This window comes from Chitiniphilus eburneus (assembly GCF_005048205.1).
Classification (GTDB): Bacteria; Pseudomonadota; Gammaproteobacteria; order Burkholderiales; family Chitinibacteraceae; genus Chitiniphilus; species Chitiniphilus eburneus.
Genome location: NZ_SUMF01000004.1, coordinates 56,448 through 71,035 on the forward strand (window position 1 = coordinate 56,448; position 14,588 = coordinate 71,035).

14 protein-coding genes are annotated in these 14,588 nt (G+C 65.0%); 6 read left to right on the plus strand and 8 right to left on the minus strand.

Annotation, left to right across the window (positions count from 1 at the left end):
• Positions 1-242 precede the first annotated feature (242 nt).
• Positions 243-1,052 (plus strand): alpha/beta fold hydrolase, encoded by an 810-nt coding sequence (locus tag FAZ21_RS06375; RefSeq protein WP_136772450.1) that lies wholly within the window; start codon positions 243-245, stop codon positions 1,050-1,052.
• 82 nt (positions 1,053-1,134) lie between these two features.
• Here FAZ21_RS06375 and FAZ21_RS06380 read toward each other — a convergent pair whose 3' ends face one another.
• The 7 genes from FAZ21_RS06380 to FAZ21_RS06410 form a co-directional block, all read right to left on the minus strand.
• A complete protein-coding gene (locus FAZ21_RS06380; RefSeq protein WP_136772451.1) occupies positions 1,135-1,878 on the minus strand; it encodes a pyridoxine 5'-phosphate synthase in 744 nt (247 codons plus the stop codon).
• 88 nt (positions 1,879-1,966) lie between these two features.
• Positions 1,967-2,623, minus strand: a complete 657-nt coding sequence (gene adk, locus FAZ21_RS06385) for an adenylate kinase (protein ID WP_136772452.1) — start codon at positions 2,621-2,623, stop codon at positions 1,967-1,969.
• A 5-nt stretch (positions 2,624-2,628) separates the two neighbouring features.
• Positions 2,629-3,411, minus strand: a complete 783-nt coding sequence (gene kdsB / locus FAZ21_RS06390) for a 3-deoxy-manno-octulosonate cytidylyltransferase (protein WP_136772453.1) — start codon at positions 3,409-3,411, stop codon at positions 2,629-2,631.
• A 115-nt stretch (positions 3,412-3,526) separates the two neighbouring features.
• A complete protein-coding gene (locus FAZ21_RS06395) occupies positions 3,527-3,712 on the minus strand; it encodes a Trm112 family protein (protein WP_136772454.1) in 186 nt (61 codons plus the stop codon).
• The gene (gene lpxK, locus FAZ21_RS06400; RefSeq protein WP_136772455.1) at positions 3,693-4,718 is read right to left on the minus strand and encodes a tetraacyldisaccharide 4'-kinase; all 1,026 of its coding nucleotides are present in this window, start codon (positions 4,716-4,718) and stop codon (positions 3,693-3,695) included. Before lpxK ends, FAZ21_RS06395 begins: the two co-directional genes overlap by 20 nt.
• 96 nt (positions 4,719-4,814) lie before the next feature.
• Positions 4,815-5,234 carry an ExbD/TolR family protein gene (locus FAZ21_RS06405; protein WP_136772456.1) on the minus strand — a complete coding sequence of 140 codons (420 nt, stop codon included), beginning with the start codon at positions 5,232-5,234 and terminating at the stop codon, positions 4,815-4,817.
• 10 nt (positions 5,235-5,244) lie between these two features.
• On the minus strand, positions 5,245-5,853 hold the full coding sequence (locus tag FAZ21_RS06410) for a MotA/TolQ/ExbB proton channel family protein (RefSeq protein WP_136772457.1): 609 nt from the start codon (positions 5,851-5,853) through the stop codon (positions 5,245-5,247).
• A gap of 447 nt (positions 5,854-6,300) precedes the next feature.
• Between FAZ21_RS06410 and xseA the strand changes: the two genes are divergently transcribed.
• From xseA to FAZ21_RS06435, 3 genes are all read left to right on the plus strand, one after another.
• A complete protein-coding gene (gene xseA / locus FAZ21_RS06415; RefSeq protein ID WP_136772458.1) occupies positions 6,301-7,659 on the plus strand; it encodes an exodeoxyribonuclease VII large subunit in 1,359 nt (452 codons plus the stop codon).
• A gap of 809 nt (positions 7,660-8,468) precedes the next feature.
• A complete protein-coding gene (locus tag FAZ21_RS06430; protein ID WP_136772461.1) occupies positions 8,469-9,566 on the plus strand; it encodes a PLP-dependent cysteine synthase family protein in 1,098 nt (365 codons plus the stop codon).
• 152 nt (positions 9,567-9,718) lie between these two features.
• Positions 9,719-10,303 carry a hypothetical protein gene (locus tag FAZ21_RS06435; RefSeq protein WP_136772462.1) on the plus strand — a complete coding sequence of 195 codons (585 nt, stop codon included), beginning with the start codon at positions 9,719-9,721 and terminating at the stop codon, positions 10,301-10,303.
• A 183-nt stretch (positions 10,304-10,486) separates the two neighbouring features.
• Here the strand turns inward: FAZ21_RS06435 and FAZ21_RS06440 are convergent, their stop codons facing one another.
• Positions 10,487-11,392: a 2OG-Fe(II) oxygenase gene (locus FAZ21_RS06440; protein WP_136772463.1), complete on the minus strand. Its 906-nt coding sequence runs from the start codon at positions 11,390-11,392 to the stop codon at positions 10,487-10,489.
• A 257-nt stretch (positions 11,393-11,649) separates the two neighbouring features.
• Between FAZ21_RS06440 and purB the strand changes: the two genes are divergently transcribed.
• Positions 11,650-13,020, plus strand: coding sequence for an adenylosuccinate lyase (purB, locus tag FAZ21_RS06445; protein WP_136772464.1), 1,371 nt, complete (start codon positions 11,650-11,652; stop codon positions 13,018-13,020).
• A gap of 60 nt (positions 13,021-13,080) precedes the next feature.
• The gene (locus tag FAZ21_RS06450; protein WP_136772465.1) at positions 13,081-14,559 is read left to right on the plus strand and encodes a YdgA family protein; all 1,479 of its coding nucleotides are present in this window, start codon (positions 13,081-13,083) and stop codon (positions 14,557-14,559) included.
• Positions 14,560-14,588 lie beyond the last annotated feature (29 nt).

The following is a 14,588-nucleotide window of genomic DNA, read 5'->3' on the forward strand; positions in this document are numbered from 1 at the left end:
GCGTTCCGGTCGGGGCATGCGTAAACCCATGCCCTGAGCCACGGTTATACCGGTCGGGGACGGCCATCGAACACCGGTCAATGCCGTACAGGGATCGATCAGTCGGAGCCAAGGGGCGCGTCCGAGCGGCGCGCCCTTTTTTTGGTCTGCGTGTCGGCACCGTCACACCCGCGATTGCAATGTCATCTCCGTTGGCGATACTGCATCGCCGCTGGCCACGCCAGCCTGTACGGATCATTCGAATGACCTTGCGCCGCCTCGTTGCCCCGCTCCTGCTCGCCGGCCTGTCCCTCGCTGGCTGCGCGTCCGTTCCCGCCACGGGCACCCGGCAGATCGCCGACAGCACGTTGTCGTACACCCTGCTGGACAATGGCGCGCCCACCGTGGTCCTGCAATCCGGGCTGGGCGACGATCGCGCACCCTGGGCCGGCATCCTGCCCATCCTGGCGGCCAGGTACACGGTATTCGCCTACGATCGCCCGGGCTACGGCGCCAGCGGCACCGCCTCATCCTCGCGCGATGCCTGCGCCATCGCGGACGAGTTGCACGCGCTGCTACAGGCGTCCGGCGCGCGGCCACCCTATGTGCTGGTCGGCCACTCGCTGGGGGGCCTTTATCAATACGTGTTCGCCCGCCTGTACCCGGATGAGGTCGCGGGGCTGGTACTGGTCGATGCGACCCATCCCGATCATTGGCGACACCTGCAAGCCGAAGTACCCGCGCTGGCGTCGCTGCTGAAAGGCATGCGCACCACCGTGTTCTCCCCGGCCATGCGCCAGGAGTTCGATGCGCAGGATCAATGTCTGGACCGGATCGCGCGAACACCCGCCCTCGGCATTCCCACCCGCGTGCTCGCCCGCACGCGGTACGACCTGATGGAACAAGGGGCTTATGAAGCGATGGTGCATCGGGAAGAACAGGATTGGCTGGCTCTGACCGGCGCCCGGCGCGTCGAGGCCGTGGCGGCGGCGGGTCATTACATCCAGCGCGATCAGCCCCAGACCGTGATCAGTGCAATAGAAGCCATCGCCGGCACGGCGCAGGCTCGCTGACCATGCGGGGCGATCCGTCTCCGACCCGGCGTTTCGTTGCAGCTTGCCGGCTCACGATCTGGAGAGGCAGCCCCCCTGCGCACTACTCCCCGCCAACCGCCTGCATGATCGCGACGTAACGCTGGATGGTTGCGGCGAAACCCTGCTCCAGCGCTTCGACCGTCAGTGCGTGGCCAATCGACACTTCGTCGATGCCGGGAATCCGCAGGAAGTTACCCAGGTTATCCAGGTTGAGGTCGTGGCCGGCATTCAACCCCAGGCCCAGCTCGCGCGCCACGCGCGCCGCGACGGCGAAGCGTTCCCATTCTTCCAGCCACCGGCCTTCGGCATAGGCATGCGCATAGCTTTCGGTGTAAAGCTCGACGCGGTCGGCACCGGTGGCGGGCGTGGCGGCGATCTGCACAGGATCGGGATCGACGAACAGGCTCACGCGGATGCCGGCGCCTTTCAGCTGCGCCACGATCTGCGCTAGGCGCTCGCCGTGTCGCAGGATGTCCCAGCCGTGGTCGGACGTCAGTTGGCCCGGTTCGTCGGGCACCAGCGTGCATTGCGTGGGACAGGCGGCCAGCACCACGTCGAGGAAGCGCGCGTCCGGATAGCCCTCGATGTTGAGTTCCCTGCCCGGGTGCGCCGCGACCACCGCCTTGAGCGCATCCACATCGGCATAGCGCGCGTGGCGCTGGTCGGGACGCGGATGGATGGTCACGCCGTGCGCGCCATGGCCCAACGCCAGTTCGGCGAAATGGGTGACGCTGGGGTAATCGCGCCCGCGCGAATTGCGGATCAGGGCGATCTTGTTGAGATTGACGGACAGTTGTGTGGGCATGGCGTGCACCGGGAAATCTGGGCCACCGCGCGGGTGGCGAAAACGCCAGTGCCCCGCCTGGCGGGGCACTGGCAGGCTGCTGGAAGAATCAGGCGCCCAGGGCGGCGAATACGTCGTCGCGCACTTTCTCCACCGCTTGCGTGCCGTTCACCTTCACGTAGCGCGGCGCCTTGGCGTCGCCGGAAGCGGCCATCTTGCCGTAAAAGCCCACCAACACGGCGGTCTGCTCGTGATAGACCTGGAGGCGCTTGAGCACGGTGTCCTCGCGATCATCGTCGCGCTGGATCAGTTCTTCGCCAGTGACGTCGTCGCGGCCTTCCACCTTGGGCGGGTTGAACTTGACATGGTAGGTACGGCCCGAAGCCATGTGCACGCGGCGGCCGGCCATGCGTTCGACGATGGCGGCATCCGGCACGTCGATCTCGACCACAAAGTCGATGTCCACGCCGGCGGCGACCATGGCCTCGGCCTGGGGAATGGTACGGGGGAAGCCATCGAACAGGAAACCGTTGGCGGCGTCCGGCTGGGCGATGCGTTCCTTGACCAGACCGATGATGATGTCGTCGCGCACGAGGCCGCCCGCATCCATGATCGCCTTGGCTTCCAGGCCCAGCGGGGTACCCGCCTTGACCGCGGCACGCAGCATGTCACCGGTGGAAATCTGCGGAATGCCGAACTTCTCTTTGATGAAGTTGGCCTGCGTTCCCTTGCCCGCGCCTGGCGCGCCCAGCAGTATCAGTCGCATTCGTGTTATCCCTGGTTCTGGTTGTTGGAAATCGTTTCAAAGAGCTGTCGCACGCGATCCAGATCGGCCGGCGTATCGACGCCGGGAGCCGGTGCGTGCGCTGCAACATGCACTCCGATGGCGTAACCATGCCACAGCACGCGGAGCTGTTCCAGCGCTTCGACCGCCTCCAGCGCGCTCGGCGCCAGCGTGCGGTAGGTGCGCAAAAAGCCCGCGCGGTAGGCATAAAGCCCGATGTGGCGCAGTGCGCCATCGCGCGGCAGGGCAGGTGTTTCGGCGCTGGCAAAGCCATCGCGATCCCACGGAATGGGTGCCCGGCTGAAGTACAGTGCGCGCCCCGTCGCGTCGCAAATCACCTTCACCACGTTCGGGTTGCGGAAATCCTGCGGGTCGTCGATCCGGTGAGCCGCCGTCGCCATCGCCCATTCGGGATGCGCTTGTAGCACGCCGGCCACCGCATCGATCAGTGCGGGATCGATCAGCGGCTCGTCGCCCTGCACGTTCACCACCACCGCGTCATCGGGCAGGCCCAGCCGGTCCACGGCTTCGGCCAGGCGATCCGTGCCGGACGGATGATCCGGCGCGGTAAGGATGCTGGCATAGCCGGCCAGCGCCACCGCATCCTGGATGCGCATGTCGTCGGTGGCGACGCAGACGCGCTCGGCATTCGATTGCAGCGCCCGCTCCACCACGCGGACCACCATGGGCTGGCCGGCAATGTCGGCCAGCGGTTTGTCCGGCAGGCGGGTGGATTTCAACCGGGCGGGGACGATCACGGTAAAGCTCATCGGCAACCTCGTGCGGTACGTGGCGGGGTGGGCAGCGCGCAGGGCTGGCGCGCTGGCAAAGCGGAATCTGGCGCGAACGGCGGAACACCCCGAAGGGGGCGCGGCAGGCAGCGGCTCAGCCGGGCACGTCCTCGTCGGGCCCGAGCACCCGCGCTTCGCTTTCCAGCATGACGGGGATGCCGTCGCGGATCGGGTAGGCCAGCCGTTCGGCCTTGCTGATCAGTTCCTGCTTGGCCTTGTCATAGACAAGCGGCCCTTTGCAGACCGGGCAGACCAGGATTTCAAGCAGTTTGGGGTCCATGGGGTTTCTCTCTGGATTCGAGCTGTTGCGTCACCCAGGCCGCGAGGTCGGGGGATAGCTCGGCGGCGACGGGAAGGACCCAGATTCTAGCACCGGCATCGCCCAATCCGGGCAGCGCCGCCAACTTGACGGCGTCCTTCGCGGTCACCACCACTTCGCCCAGTGGCAGGTCGACCAGCGTGAAAGGGTGATGGTCGGCAAACGGGCGGGGCTGGAACACGAGGCCCAGCGCGGTCAGCGTGGTAAAGAAACGCGCCGGATTGCCAATACCGCACACGGCGCTCGGCGGCGTAATGAAATCCGTCGCCGTGCGCGTGCGCCCGGGGTCGTCCAGTCGATGGAAATGACCGGGAATCAATTGCATGGCGAAGGCCGGCACGCCCGCGGGCAGCGCCAGGGCGGTCTCGCCATTGACGACCAGCGCATCCATCTCCGCCAGCCGCGACACGGGTTCGCGCAACGGCCCGGCCGGCAGCAGCGCGCCATTGCCCACGCCGCGCGCACCATCGATCACGCATAGCTCTAGGTCACGCGCCAGCGCCAGGTGTTGCAGGCCGTCGTCGCACAGAATCACGTTCACCTCGGGGTACGCCGCCAGCAGCGCCCGGCCCGCTTCGGCGCGGTGCCGACAGACGAAGACCGGCACACCGGTAGCGCGCGCCAGCAGCAGAGGTTCGTCACCAACCAGCGCAGGGTTGCTGTCGGGACTCACCGCCTGTGGCGCCACCGCCGCACCACCGTAGCCGCGCGAGACGATGCCCGGCCGCCAGCCGCGCGCCGCCAGCGCGCGCGCCAGCCAGATGGTCAACGGCGTCTTGCCCGTGCCGCCGACGCTGATATTGCCGATGACCACCACCGGCACGGGCAGCCGGACGCGGGCCACGGTGCCGCGCAGATACCGCGCGCGCCGCCGTGCCGCCACGGCGCCGAACAGCCAGGACAGCGGGCGCAACAGTAGCGAAAGCGGATGGTGGGGGGTGTACCAGAGACGGTCTGGAAAACTCATGGCGGCAGTATCGCAGGCGACACGCAGGCTGGCGACCGTGGCCGCCAACGACAACGGGGCGTTGCCGCCCCGTTGTTGGTCAACGTGGATCGCCCATTACTTGATGGGATTCTGCGTGGCGAAGGTCAGCCGGCCGTATCCGGCAAGGCGGGCGGCCTCCATCACGTTCACCACGGCCTGATGCGTGGCCTGGGCATCGGCGTTGATGACGATCATCGGGTCCTTGCGGTCCCCGCCCACGCGGCGCAATTGCGCGGCGAAGGCCACCGGATCGGTAAACCCGACGATCTGGCTGTCGACGCTGTACTGGCCATTGGCCGAGATGCCGATGTTGATGCTCTGCGGTTGCTCGACCACCTTTTCCGCATCGGCGGTAGGCAGGTTGACCTTCAGCTCGGCAAAGCGCGAATAGGTGGTGGTCGCCATCAGGAAGATCAGGATCACCAGCAGCACGTCGATCAACGGCACGAAGTTGATCTCCGGCTCCTCACGGCGGCGATTGCGGCGGAATTTCATCTGGAATCCTTTACTGACGCTCGCCGTGGACCACTTCCACCAGCTTCACCGCCTGCTGTTCCATCTCCACCAGGAAACCATCCACGCGGCTGCGGAAGTAGCGATAGAACATCAGTGCGGGAACGGCAACGATGATGCCGAACGCGGTGTTGTACAGCGCCACCGAAATCCCGTGCGCCAGGGCGGCCGGGTTGGCCGCACCGGTGGGCGACTGCGCGCCGAAGATCTCGATCATGCCGATCACGGTGCCAAAGAGACCGAGCAGCGGCGTCACCGATGCCAGCGTGCCGAGCGTGGGAATGTAGCGCTCCAGATCGTGCGCCACCGCACCGCCCACTTCCTCGATCGATTCCTTCATGATATCGCGGCTGCTCTTGACGTTCTTCAGTCCGGCGGCCAGCACGCGGCCCAGCGGTGAGGAGGCGGCCAGGCGAGACAGCATGTCAGGGGTGACGCCATGGGCGCGGTAGTCCTTGACCGCATGTGCCAACAGGCCTTCGGGCAGGACCAGAGAGCGCCGCAGGCTCAACAGTCGCTCGAAGATGATGGTCACGACAGCCACGGAGGCAGCGATGATCAGCCAGATGGGCCAGCCAGCGGCTTCGATGATCGAGAGCATTGCAGGAATTTCCTCGGGTGTGTTCGGATAGATAAAACCGCGTAACTTTAGCCCGATTGCCCGAAGCCGGGAAGGCCGTTCCCCACCCAGGGCTCGCCATTGGGCCGCCGTTTTGTCAGCCGGCCTGCTCTGCGGCAGGGCTGGGGATGTAGTACGGCAACGAATGGTTGTCACCGTGCACCAAGCTTAAGATACGCGCAATCCCAATGGGGCCGCCGCTTACCGGGCTTACCCACATTCACTGTGGATAACTTTGTGCACAAACTGCCGCGATGCGGGGCAAATGCACGGAATCATTGGGTTTGTTACGGATTGACGCGATTTTGAGCAACCAAAACAATCGTTAAAATTCAAAGTGTTATAGAAACTACATCAACTACATCCATGGTTTCACCCGGTAATGCCCGCCATTGCTGGATTTTGTGGATTAATCGGCCCGTTCAAACAATGTTCACCAAATTGTCAAGCGTTTCACACACCCCCGTCAGCATCACGGAGCTGAATCGGCAAGTCCGCGATCTGCTCGAAAGCAGTTTTCCGGTGATGTGGGTGACGGGCGAGATTTCCAACTTCAAACGCTACGGCTCCGGACACTGCTATTTCAGTTTGAAGGACGCCAATGCCCAGGTACGTTGCGTGATGTTCCGCAACCGTGCGGCGCTGATCGACTTCGAGCCGCGTGAAGGCCTGCTGGTGGAAGCGCGAGTGGTGATCACGCTGTATGAAGCACGCGGCGATTTCCAGCTGACGGTGGAAGCGATGCGCCCCGCCGGGCTGGGTGGGCTGTTCGAGGCGTTCGAGGCCCTGAAGAAAAAGCTGGCCGGCGAAGGCCTGTTCGATCCGGCGCGCAAGCGCCCCCTGCCCGCTTTTCCACGCGCGCTGGGCATCGTTACGTCGCCCAAGGCCGCGGCACTGCGCGACGTACTCACCACGCTGGCGCGCCGCATGCCGGGGTTGCCGGTGATGATCTATCCAACGGCGGTGCAGGGTGCCGCCGCCGCCGCGGAGATCGCCGCCGCCATCCGGCTGGCCGGCGAACGGGGCGAAGTGGATACGCTGCTGGTCTGTCGCGGCGGCGGCAGCCTGGAAGACCTGTGGTCGTTCAACGAAGAAATCGTCGCGCGCGCCATTGCCGCCTGCCCGATCCCGGTGGTGGCCGGCGTGGGCCACGAAACCGACTTCACCATTGCCGACTTCGTAGCCGACGTGCGCGCGCCCACGCCCACGGCTGCCGCCGAGCTGGCCAGCCCGAACCGGGCCGAATGGCGTAACCGCATCGATGCGCTGGCGCATCGGCTGCAACGCGACCTGACCCGCGCGTTGCAACTGCGCATGCAACGCCTGGATACCTTGGCACGTCGCCTGCGCCACCCCGGCGAACGGCTGGCAATGCAGCGCGAACGCGTTGCGATGCTGGGACGCCGCCTGCTGGAACACCGGACGCGGCGCCTGACGCGCAAGCAGGACAGCCTGTCGCGACTGCGGCTGAAACTGGCCTATGTCCGCCCCGACCTGCCCACCGAACGCGCGCGGCTGGATGCGCTGGGCGCCCGGCTGGCCACCAGTCTGCGGCAAACCGGCGAGCGCCAACGCGCCCGGCTGGCACAACTGGACGCCCGCCTCGGCGCGCTCAACCCCGAGGCCGTGCTGGCGCGCGGCTATGCGCTGGTCGAACGCCCGCGCGGCGACGTCGTGACCCAGGCCGCGCAATTGCGCGCGGGCGATGCGTTGCGGCTGCGCTTCGCCGATGGCGCGGTGGATGCGGAGGTGAAGGTGGGCGATGGCGAGCAAGGGGCACTGTTCTAGGGCCTGGTTACGATGGTTTTCCCAGTGGCGTGCACACCACAGGCAGGCCCCCGGCAAAGCCGGGCGCGTCACAACGGATGCGTGCCGGTAACGGCCCTTCCTGCTTTGTTCCGACTCCCCCCGCCCTCGCCGCCGCGAGGGAGCCTCGCTGTGCTCGATGCCGTGGTACGACTTCGGCGGAGGGCTTAGTCAAAATGGCTTCCTCAATGGCATGCGTACCCACTGCCAACTCCCGACAAGGCCGGGTGCGTCACGACGGGGAATGCCGGCAACGGCCCTTCCTGCTTTGTTCCAACCCCCCCGCCCTCGCCGCCGCGAGGGAGCCTCGCAGCGCTCGATGCCGTGGTACCACTTTGGCAGAGGGCATGGTTGCAATGGCTTCCTCAATGGCGTGCACACCCGCTGCCAGCTCCCGGCAAAGCCGGGCGCGTCACGACGGGGAATGCCGGTAACGGCCCTTCCTGCTTTGTTCCGACTCCCCCCGCCCTCGCCGCCGCGAGGGGGCCTCGCTGTGCTCGATGCCGTGGTACGACCTCGGCGGAGGGCTTGGTCAAAATGGCTTCCTCAATGGCATGCGTACCCACTGCCAGTTCCCGACAAAGCCGGGCGCGTCACGATGGGGAATGCCGGCAACGGCCCATCCTGCTTTATTCCGACTTCCCCCGCCCTCGTCGCCGCGAGGGAGCCTCGCTGCGTTCGATGCGTGGTATCACCTCGGCGGATTGTTCCGGTTGGCCTGACCGGGCACTGCGTCTTGGCGCGGCGTACCCTGGCTGCCAAGCTGTGGCATCCCGCTCCGGAATGCCGCCATGTCGTCCGCCCGCCAATGGAACAACGAAGCCATCCGCATCATCGAAGCCGACTACAACCGGTCGGCCGATACGCATCTGATTCCCTTGCCGTTGCCGGGTCTGCCGGGAATCGATATCTATCTCAAGGATGAGTCCAGCCATCCGACCGGCAGTCTGAAACACCGGTTGGCGCGCTCGTTGTTTCTCTATGCGCTGGCCAATGGCTGGCTGCACCGGCACAGCACCGTGGTGGAAGCGTCCAGCGGTTCCACCGCCATCTCGGAAGCCTATTTCGCGCGACTGCTGGGCCTGCCTTTCGTCGCGGTGATGCCCGCCGGGACCAGCCCGGAGAAGATCGCCGCCATCGAGTTTCAGGGCGGCCGCTGCCATCTGGTGGACGACCCGACGCAACTGCATGCAGAATCGACACGGTTGGCCGATGCGCTGGGCGGCCATTTCATGGATCAGTTCACCTACGCCGAACGCGCCACCGACTGGCGTGCCAACAACAACATCGCGGAGTCGATCTTCGGCCAGATGGCGCTGGAGCGACATCCCCAGCCGCGCTGGCTGGTCGCCAGCGCCGGCACCGGCGGTACCAGCGCCACGCTGGGCCGCTACGTGCGCTATCGCCGCCATGCCACGCGCGTCGCCTGCGTCGATCCCGACCATTCGGTGTTCTATGACAGCTATGTGCAGAACGACGCCACGTTGACGCTGGCCTGCGGCTCGCGCATCGAAGGCATCGGCCGCCCCCGGGTGGAACCGTCGTTCATCCCGCAGGTGATCGACACAATGATCAAGGTGCCCGATGTGCTCAGCATCGCCGCGACACGCTGGCTGGCGGAGCACCTGGGGCGGCGGGTGGGTGGCTCCACCGGCTGCAATCTGGTCGGCGTGCTGGCGCTGGCGCACGAGATGCGGCAACACGGCGAAGTCGGCAGCATCGTCACCCTGCTCTGCGACAGCGGCGAGCGCTATGGGCACTCCTATTACGACGACGGCTGGGTAGCCGCGCAGAACCTGGCGCTGGCTCCCGCCATCGCGGCCATCGCCGCCACCGCGCTGGATGGCGCACCGTTGCCGACGCTGCCCCGGCATACGCGGGAAAACTGATCCCACCCCGCTTCACGTGCAATGCATTGCAGCCGGCAGAACGGTGGAAACGGCACGCCGGGCGGATACACGCCTGTCTGTTTCGCCCACTATGATCCCCTCACACAAATAAAGCGCCTGCGCTAAAGCAGGCGTATGGATGGAGTCGAGGAATGGAGCTGCTCAAACTGGGGATCAGGTTCTCGCACCTGCTCGCCGCCTGTTTTGCATTGGTCACGATACTCAAGGCCGATCACCGTCTGTGGAACTGGCGCCACCGGGCGCTGGATGAATCGCGGCGGCGTTATCTCGGCCATACCACGCACCGCGTCACGCAGTTGCTGGTCCTGCTGTGGGGCACCGGGTTGATGCTGGTGGTGCTGGGTTACAGCGAACATGGCACCGCCTACCTGGCCAACCCCAAACTGTGGGCCAAGGTCAGCGTGGTGGCCCTGCTCAGCGTCAACGGCTATCTGCTGCATCGCGTGGCATTTCCGCTGATCAGCGTGCGCCTGCCACTGACCGGCCTGCCACTTCAGGAACGGCTGACCGTGGCCGCGCTGGGCGCCGTGTCGATGACAAGCTGGGTGTTTGCGGCCCTGCTGGGCGTGGCGCGCGAATGGAACCAGCGCGAGCCCTATCTGCAACTGATGGGGCTCTATCTCTTGCTGCTGGCTGTGGCAGCAATGGGCGCGATGATGACGTTTGCCTTGTCCGAGACGGGCGCCGGGCTGCTGGGACGGTTCAACAACCGCTGAGCACCGTTCGGCCACGCAGGGTCCGGGTAAAAGGAAACCCCACTCCTGAACCACAGAGGGCACCAAGAACACAGCGGAAAAACGGAGCAAGACCAGACGTAAGGTTTGCGCCGTGTAGCTCCGTGTTCTCAGTGTCCGCTGTGATTCAAGACGTGGGGTTTCGTGGATTTCGATCCTGCTCGCTCAGCCAAAGGTGCGCTGGCGCATCCACTTGGTGGCGATCCACTTCTCGCCGCGCCGCACCGGGGTGCCGCCATGCAGCGTCAGCGGGTCCACCTGTCCTTCGCTGTTGCAGTATTCGAAGTACACCGCCGAGCCCTTGCGCGGCGCCACCGTCATGCCGATCTCGGGGAAGATGGTCTCGCCGCCATCCTCGACGTCGTTCAGGTACATGATCAGCGTGGAAACGCGCTGGCCGCCGGTCTTGAGGTGGACATGGCTACCCGGGTCCTGCTCGGGGAAGTAGTCGTAGTGCGGCTTGTACTCGCCGCCGACGCGGTAGTTCAGGATCTGGATGCCCTCGCCGTTCTGGAGCGGCCAGTGCATCAGCGCCGAGATGCGTTCGTCCAGGCGGGCGATGAATTCGTTTTCGCGGATATTGAAGAAGGTGCCGAAGCTGGAGCGGTCGTCGATGACTTCCTCGCGGCCGGTCTGCGGATCGACGATAGTCGAGCGCTTGAGTTTCTTTTCCGACAGGCGCACTAGTTCATCGCACTCCTCCAGCGTGAGCAGGCCATCCAGCACGGCCACCACCGGCTTTTCCACCCGGAACACCACGCGCACGTCGCGATCCGCCGCGCGGATCACGCTGCCCACCATGGGAAAGCGCGGGGTTTCGTAGACATAGCCGCTCTGCGCGGCGCGTTGCTGCGCCGACGGCGCGCCGGCAATCGCCGGTCCGGGCAGTGCGCCCGGTACCTGGTTCTTGTTGCCGCCAGAGACAAAGTGAAAAACGATGGCGCTGGCGAACATCGGGTCGAAGTTCTTTTCGACCATGATCTCGACCACCGACTGCGGCGTGCAGCCGCGACCGAGGTTTTCCAGAATCCAGTTCTGCCATTCCGGCGACAGGTGCGTGATCTTGCTCATCGGGTATCTCCATCCAGTGTTTTTGTAAGGATTGTCACGACATTCTTAAATACAAACCCGAGGTTGTCACCCTGTTCCGATTGTGCGGTGCGATAGCGCGCGCAGCCGGCAGGGGTCGCACCCATGCTGCATGGCAGCATAGACACCCTCCTGAATCCCGCCTGCAAATGCCATCCGTAACACCGGAACAAAGCGCAGCGGCGAGGCCATGGCCGTGTGTTAGAATTTTGGGTTTGATTCAACCGCTTGTGGCACCAATGGAACTCTCCGCACTGACCGCGCTGTCCCCGCTGGACGGCCGTTACGAGAAACAACTTTCCGAACTTCGCGCCCACTTCAGCGAATTTGCGCTGGTGAAAAACCGCGTCGCCGTCGAAGTGGCCTGGCTCAAGGCATTGGCCGCCGAAAGCGCCATTTCCGAGATCAAACCGTTTTCCGCAGCCACCATCGCCGAGCTGGACCTGGTGGTGGCGCAGTTCTCGCCGGAACACGCGGTCGAGGTGAAGACCATCGAACGCACCACCAACCATGACGTGAAGGCGGTGGAGTACTGGCTGAAGGAGCGTCTGTCCGGCAACACCGAGGTCAGCGCCGCCTCCGAGTTCATCCACTTCGCCTGCACCTCCGAGGACATCAACAACCTTTCGCACGGCCTGATGCTGAAGGGCGCGCGTGAGGCCGTGCTGCTGCCGCGCGTGCGCGAGATCGCCGTCAAGCTGAAAGAGCTGGCGCACGAGCTGGCCGACGCGCCGATGATGAGCCGTACCCATGGCCAGCCTGCCACGCCGACCACGCTGGGCAAGGAAGTGGCCAACGTCGCCTATCGTCTGGATCGCCAGTTGGCCCGCCTGGAGAAGGTGGAGCTGATGGGCAAGATCAATGGCGCGGTGGGCAACTACAACGCCCATCTCTCGGCCTATCCGGACGTGGACTGGGAAAGTTTCTGCCGCCGCTTCGTCGAGGGCCTGGGGCTGGCGTTCAATCCCTACACCATCCAGATCGAGCCGCACGACTACATGAGCGAGCTGTACGACACGATCAGCCGCATCAACACCATCCTGATCGACCTGGATCGCGATGTGTGGGGCTACATTTCGCTGGGCTTCTTCAAGCAGCGCGTCAACAAGAACGAAGTCGGCTCGTCGACCATGCCGCACAAGGTCAACCCGATCGATTTCGAGAACTCCGAAGGCAACCTGGGTCTGGCCAACGCCATGCTCACCCACCTGTCGCAAAAGCTGCCGATCAGCCGCTGGCAGCGTGACCTGACCGACTCCACCGTATTGCGCAACATGGGCGTGGGCGTGGGCTACGCGCTGCTCGGCTATGTGTCGCTGCTCAAGGGCCTGAACAAGCTGGTGGCCGACCGCGATGCGATGCTGCGCGACCTCGACCACAACTGGGAAGTGCTGGCCGAGCCGATCCAGACCGTGATGCGCCGGTTCGGCGTGCCCAACCCGTACGAGCAGTTGAAGGAACTCACCCGTGGCCAGCGCGGCATGACGCGTGAAACGCTGGCCGTGTTCATCGACGGCCTGGCGATTCCCGATGCCGAGAAAGCCCGCCTGAAGGCACTGACGCCCTGGACCTACCTGGGCCAGGCCGAAGCGCTGGCCCGCCGTATCTGACCCGTTGCACCCGAAGCCGCCGGCCCCGCTGCCGGCGGGTTTCACCGTGAGGAATAGAGCTTGTTGAAACGCAAAGCGTTGATCGTCGCAGCGGCCACGGTGGCCGGCCTGGCCGTCGCCTACGGCGGCGGTGCCTGGTGGGCCGGCCAGGCCGCGGAAAGAACCCTGGCCAAACAGCATGAATGGCTGGCCAGCCTGCCCTACTTCGTCGTCTCCAAGCGCGAATACCAGCGCGGCTGGTTCTCCTCGACCGAAACGGCGACGATCAAGCTCAATCCGCAGCTTTACCGCTTTGCACTGGAGCGCGACGGCGAGCCGCTGCCGCAGTTCGAGGTACGCTATACGCAGCATGTGCGTCACGGCCCGCTGCCGCTGCTGTTCTCCGGCAACCCCACTCCGTACAAGGCAGTGGTGAATACCGAGTTCACTTTCTCGCCGGAAACGCAGAAATTCCTGACCAGGCTGTTCGGCGAGCAAAAACCCATCGACGTCGAAAACCGCATCGGCTTTACCGACGACAGCCATATGTCCATCGCGATTCCCGCGTTCGAATACGAAGAAACGCTGGCCGGGGTCAAGGTGAACTGGCAGGGCCTGAAAGCAGGGCTGGAATACGACGGCGACTTCAACCGCGTGAAGCTGGATGCCAAGGTGCCCGGCATGACCGCCACGGTGCGCGAACGCGGCCGGTTCGCCTTCGACGGCTTGCAAGTGGCGCTGGATCAGCAACGAGGCAAGACAGGGCTGATGCTGGGGACCTCGTCGGCCAACGTGAACGGCCTGACGCTGGAAATGACCGATAACCCGCCGCTGCGGGTGGAGCTGCAAAAGCTGGGTTACCGCAGCGAGCTGACCGAGAACGGCGATTTCGTCGATGGCACCGCTGACCTGCGTCTGGCCAAATTGCTGCTCGACGGCCAGCAGTATGGTCCCGCCGAACTGAGCACCGAAGCCAAACACCTGCATGGCCCGACACTGGCCAAGCTGGGCCGCGAGCTGACGCGCCTGCAACAACAGGCGCTGGACCGCGAGCAGTTGACCGACGCCGTGCTCAAGCTGGCGCGCGAACAGGGTATGCCGCTGCTGGAACATGATCCGCAACTGGCGATCAAGTCGCTGCACGTGCGCGTGCCGGACGGCGACATCCGCTTCGCTGGTCGGGTGGGCCTGAAGGGCTTTGTGAAGACGGACCTGGACCAACCCGCCGAATTCGTGAAGAAGCTGAGTGCCGACGCCGATTTCAGCATGCCGCGCCGCGTGGTCGAATCGCTGGCCGGCTGGCAGGCGCGCTCGATGTTTGGTGGTACCGACAGCCAGATCGCCCAGGCTGATCTGGATTATCTGGTCAGCCAGTTCGTCGAAGGGCAATTGCAACGCCTGGCCAGCCAGAACCTGATCCGCATCGATGGCAACACGCTGTCGGCGCGTGCCTCGCTGGCCTCCGGGCGCTTCGTGCTCAACGGGCGCGAAGTACCGATGCCGTGGGACCAACACGCATCGGCGCCGGGTGAGGCGGCGGAAGACGAAGGCGAATACTGATCGCCCCCTCGCGACAAAACGGCCCGGTT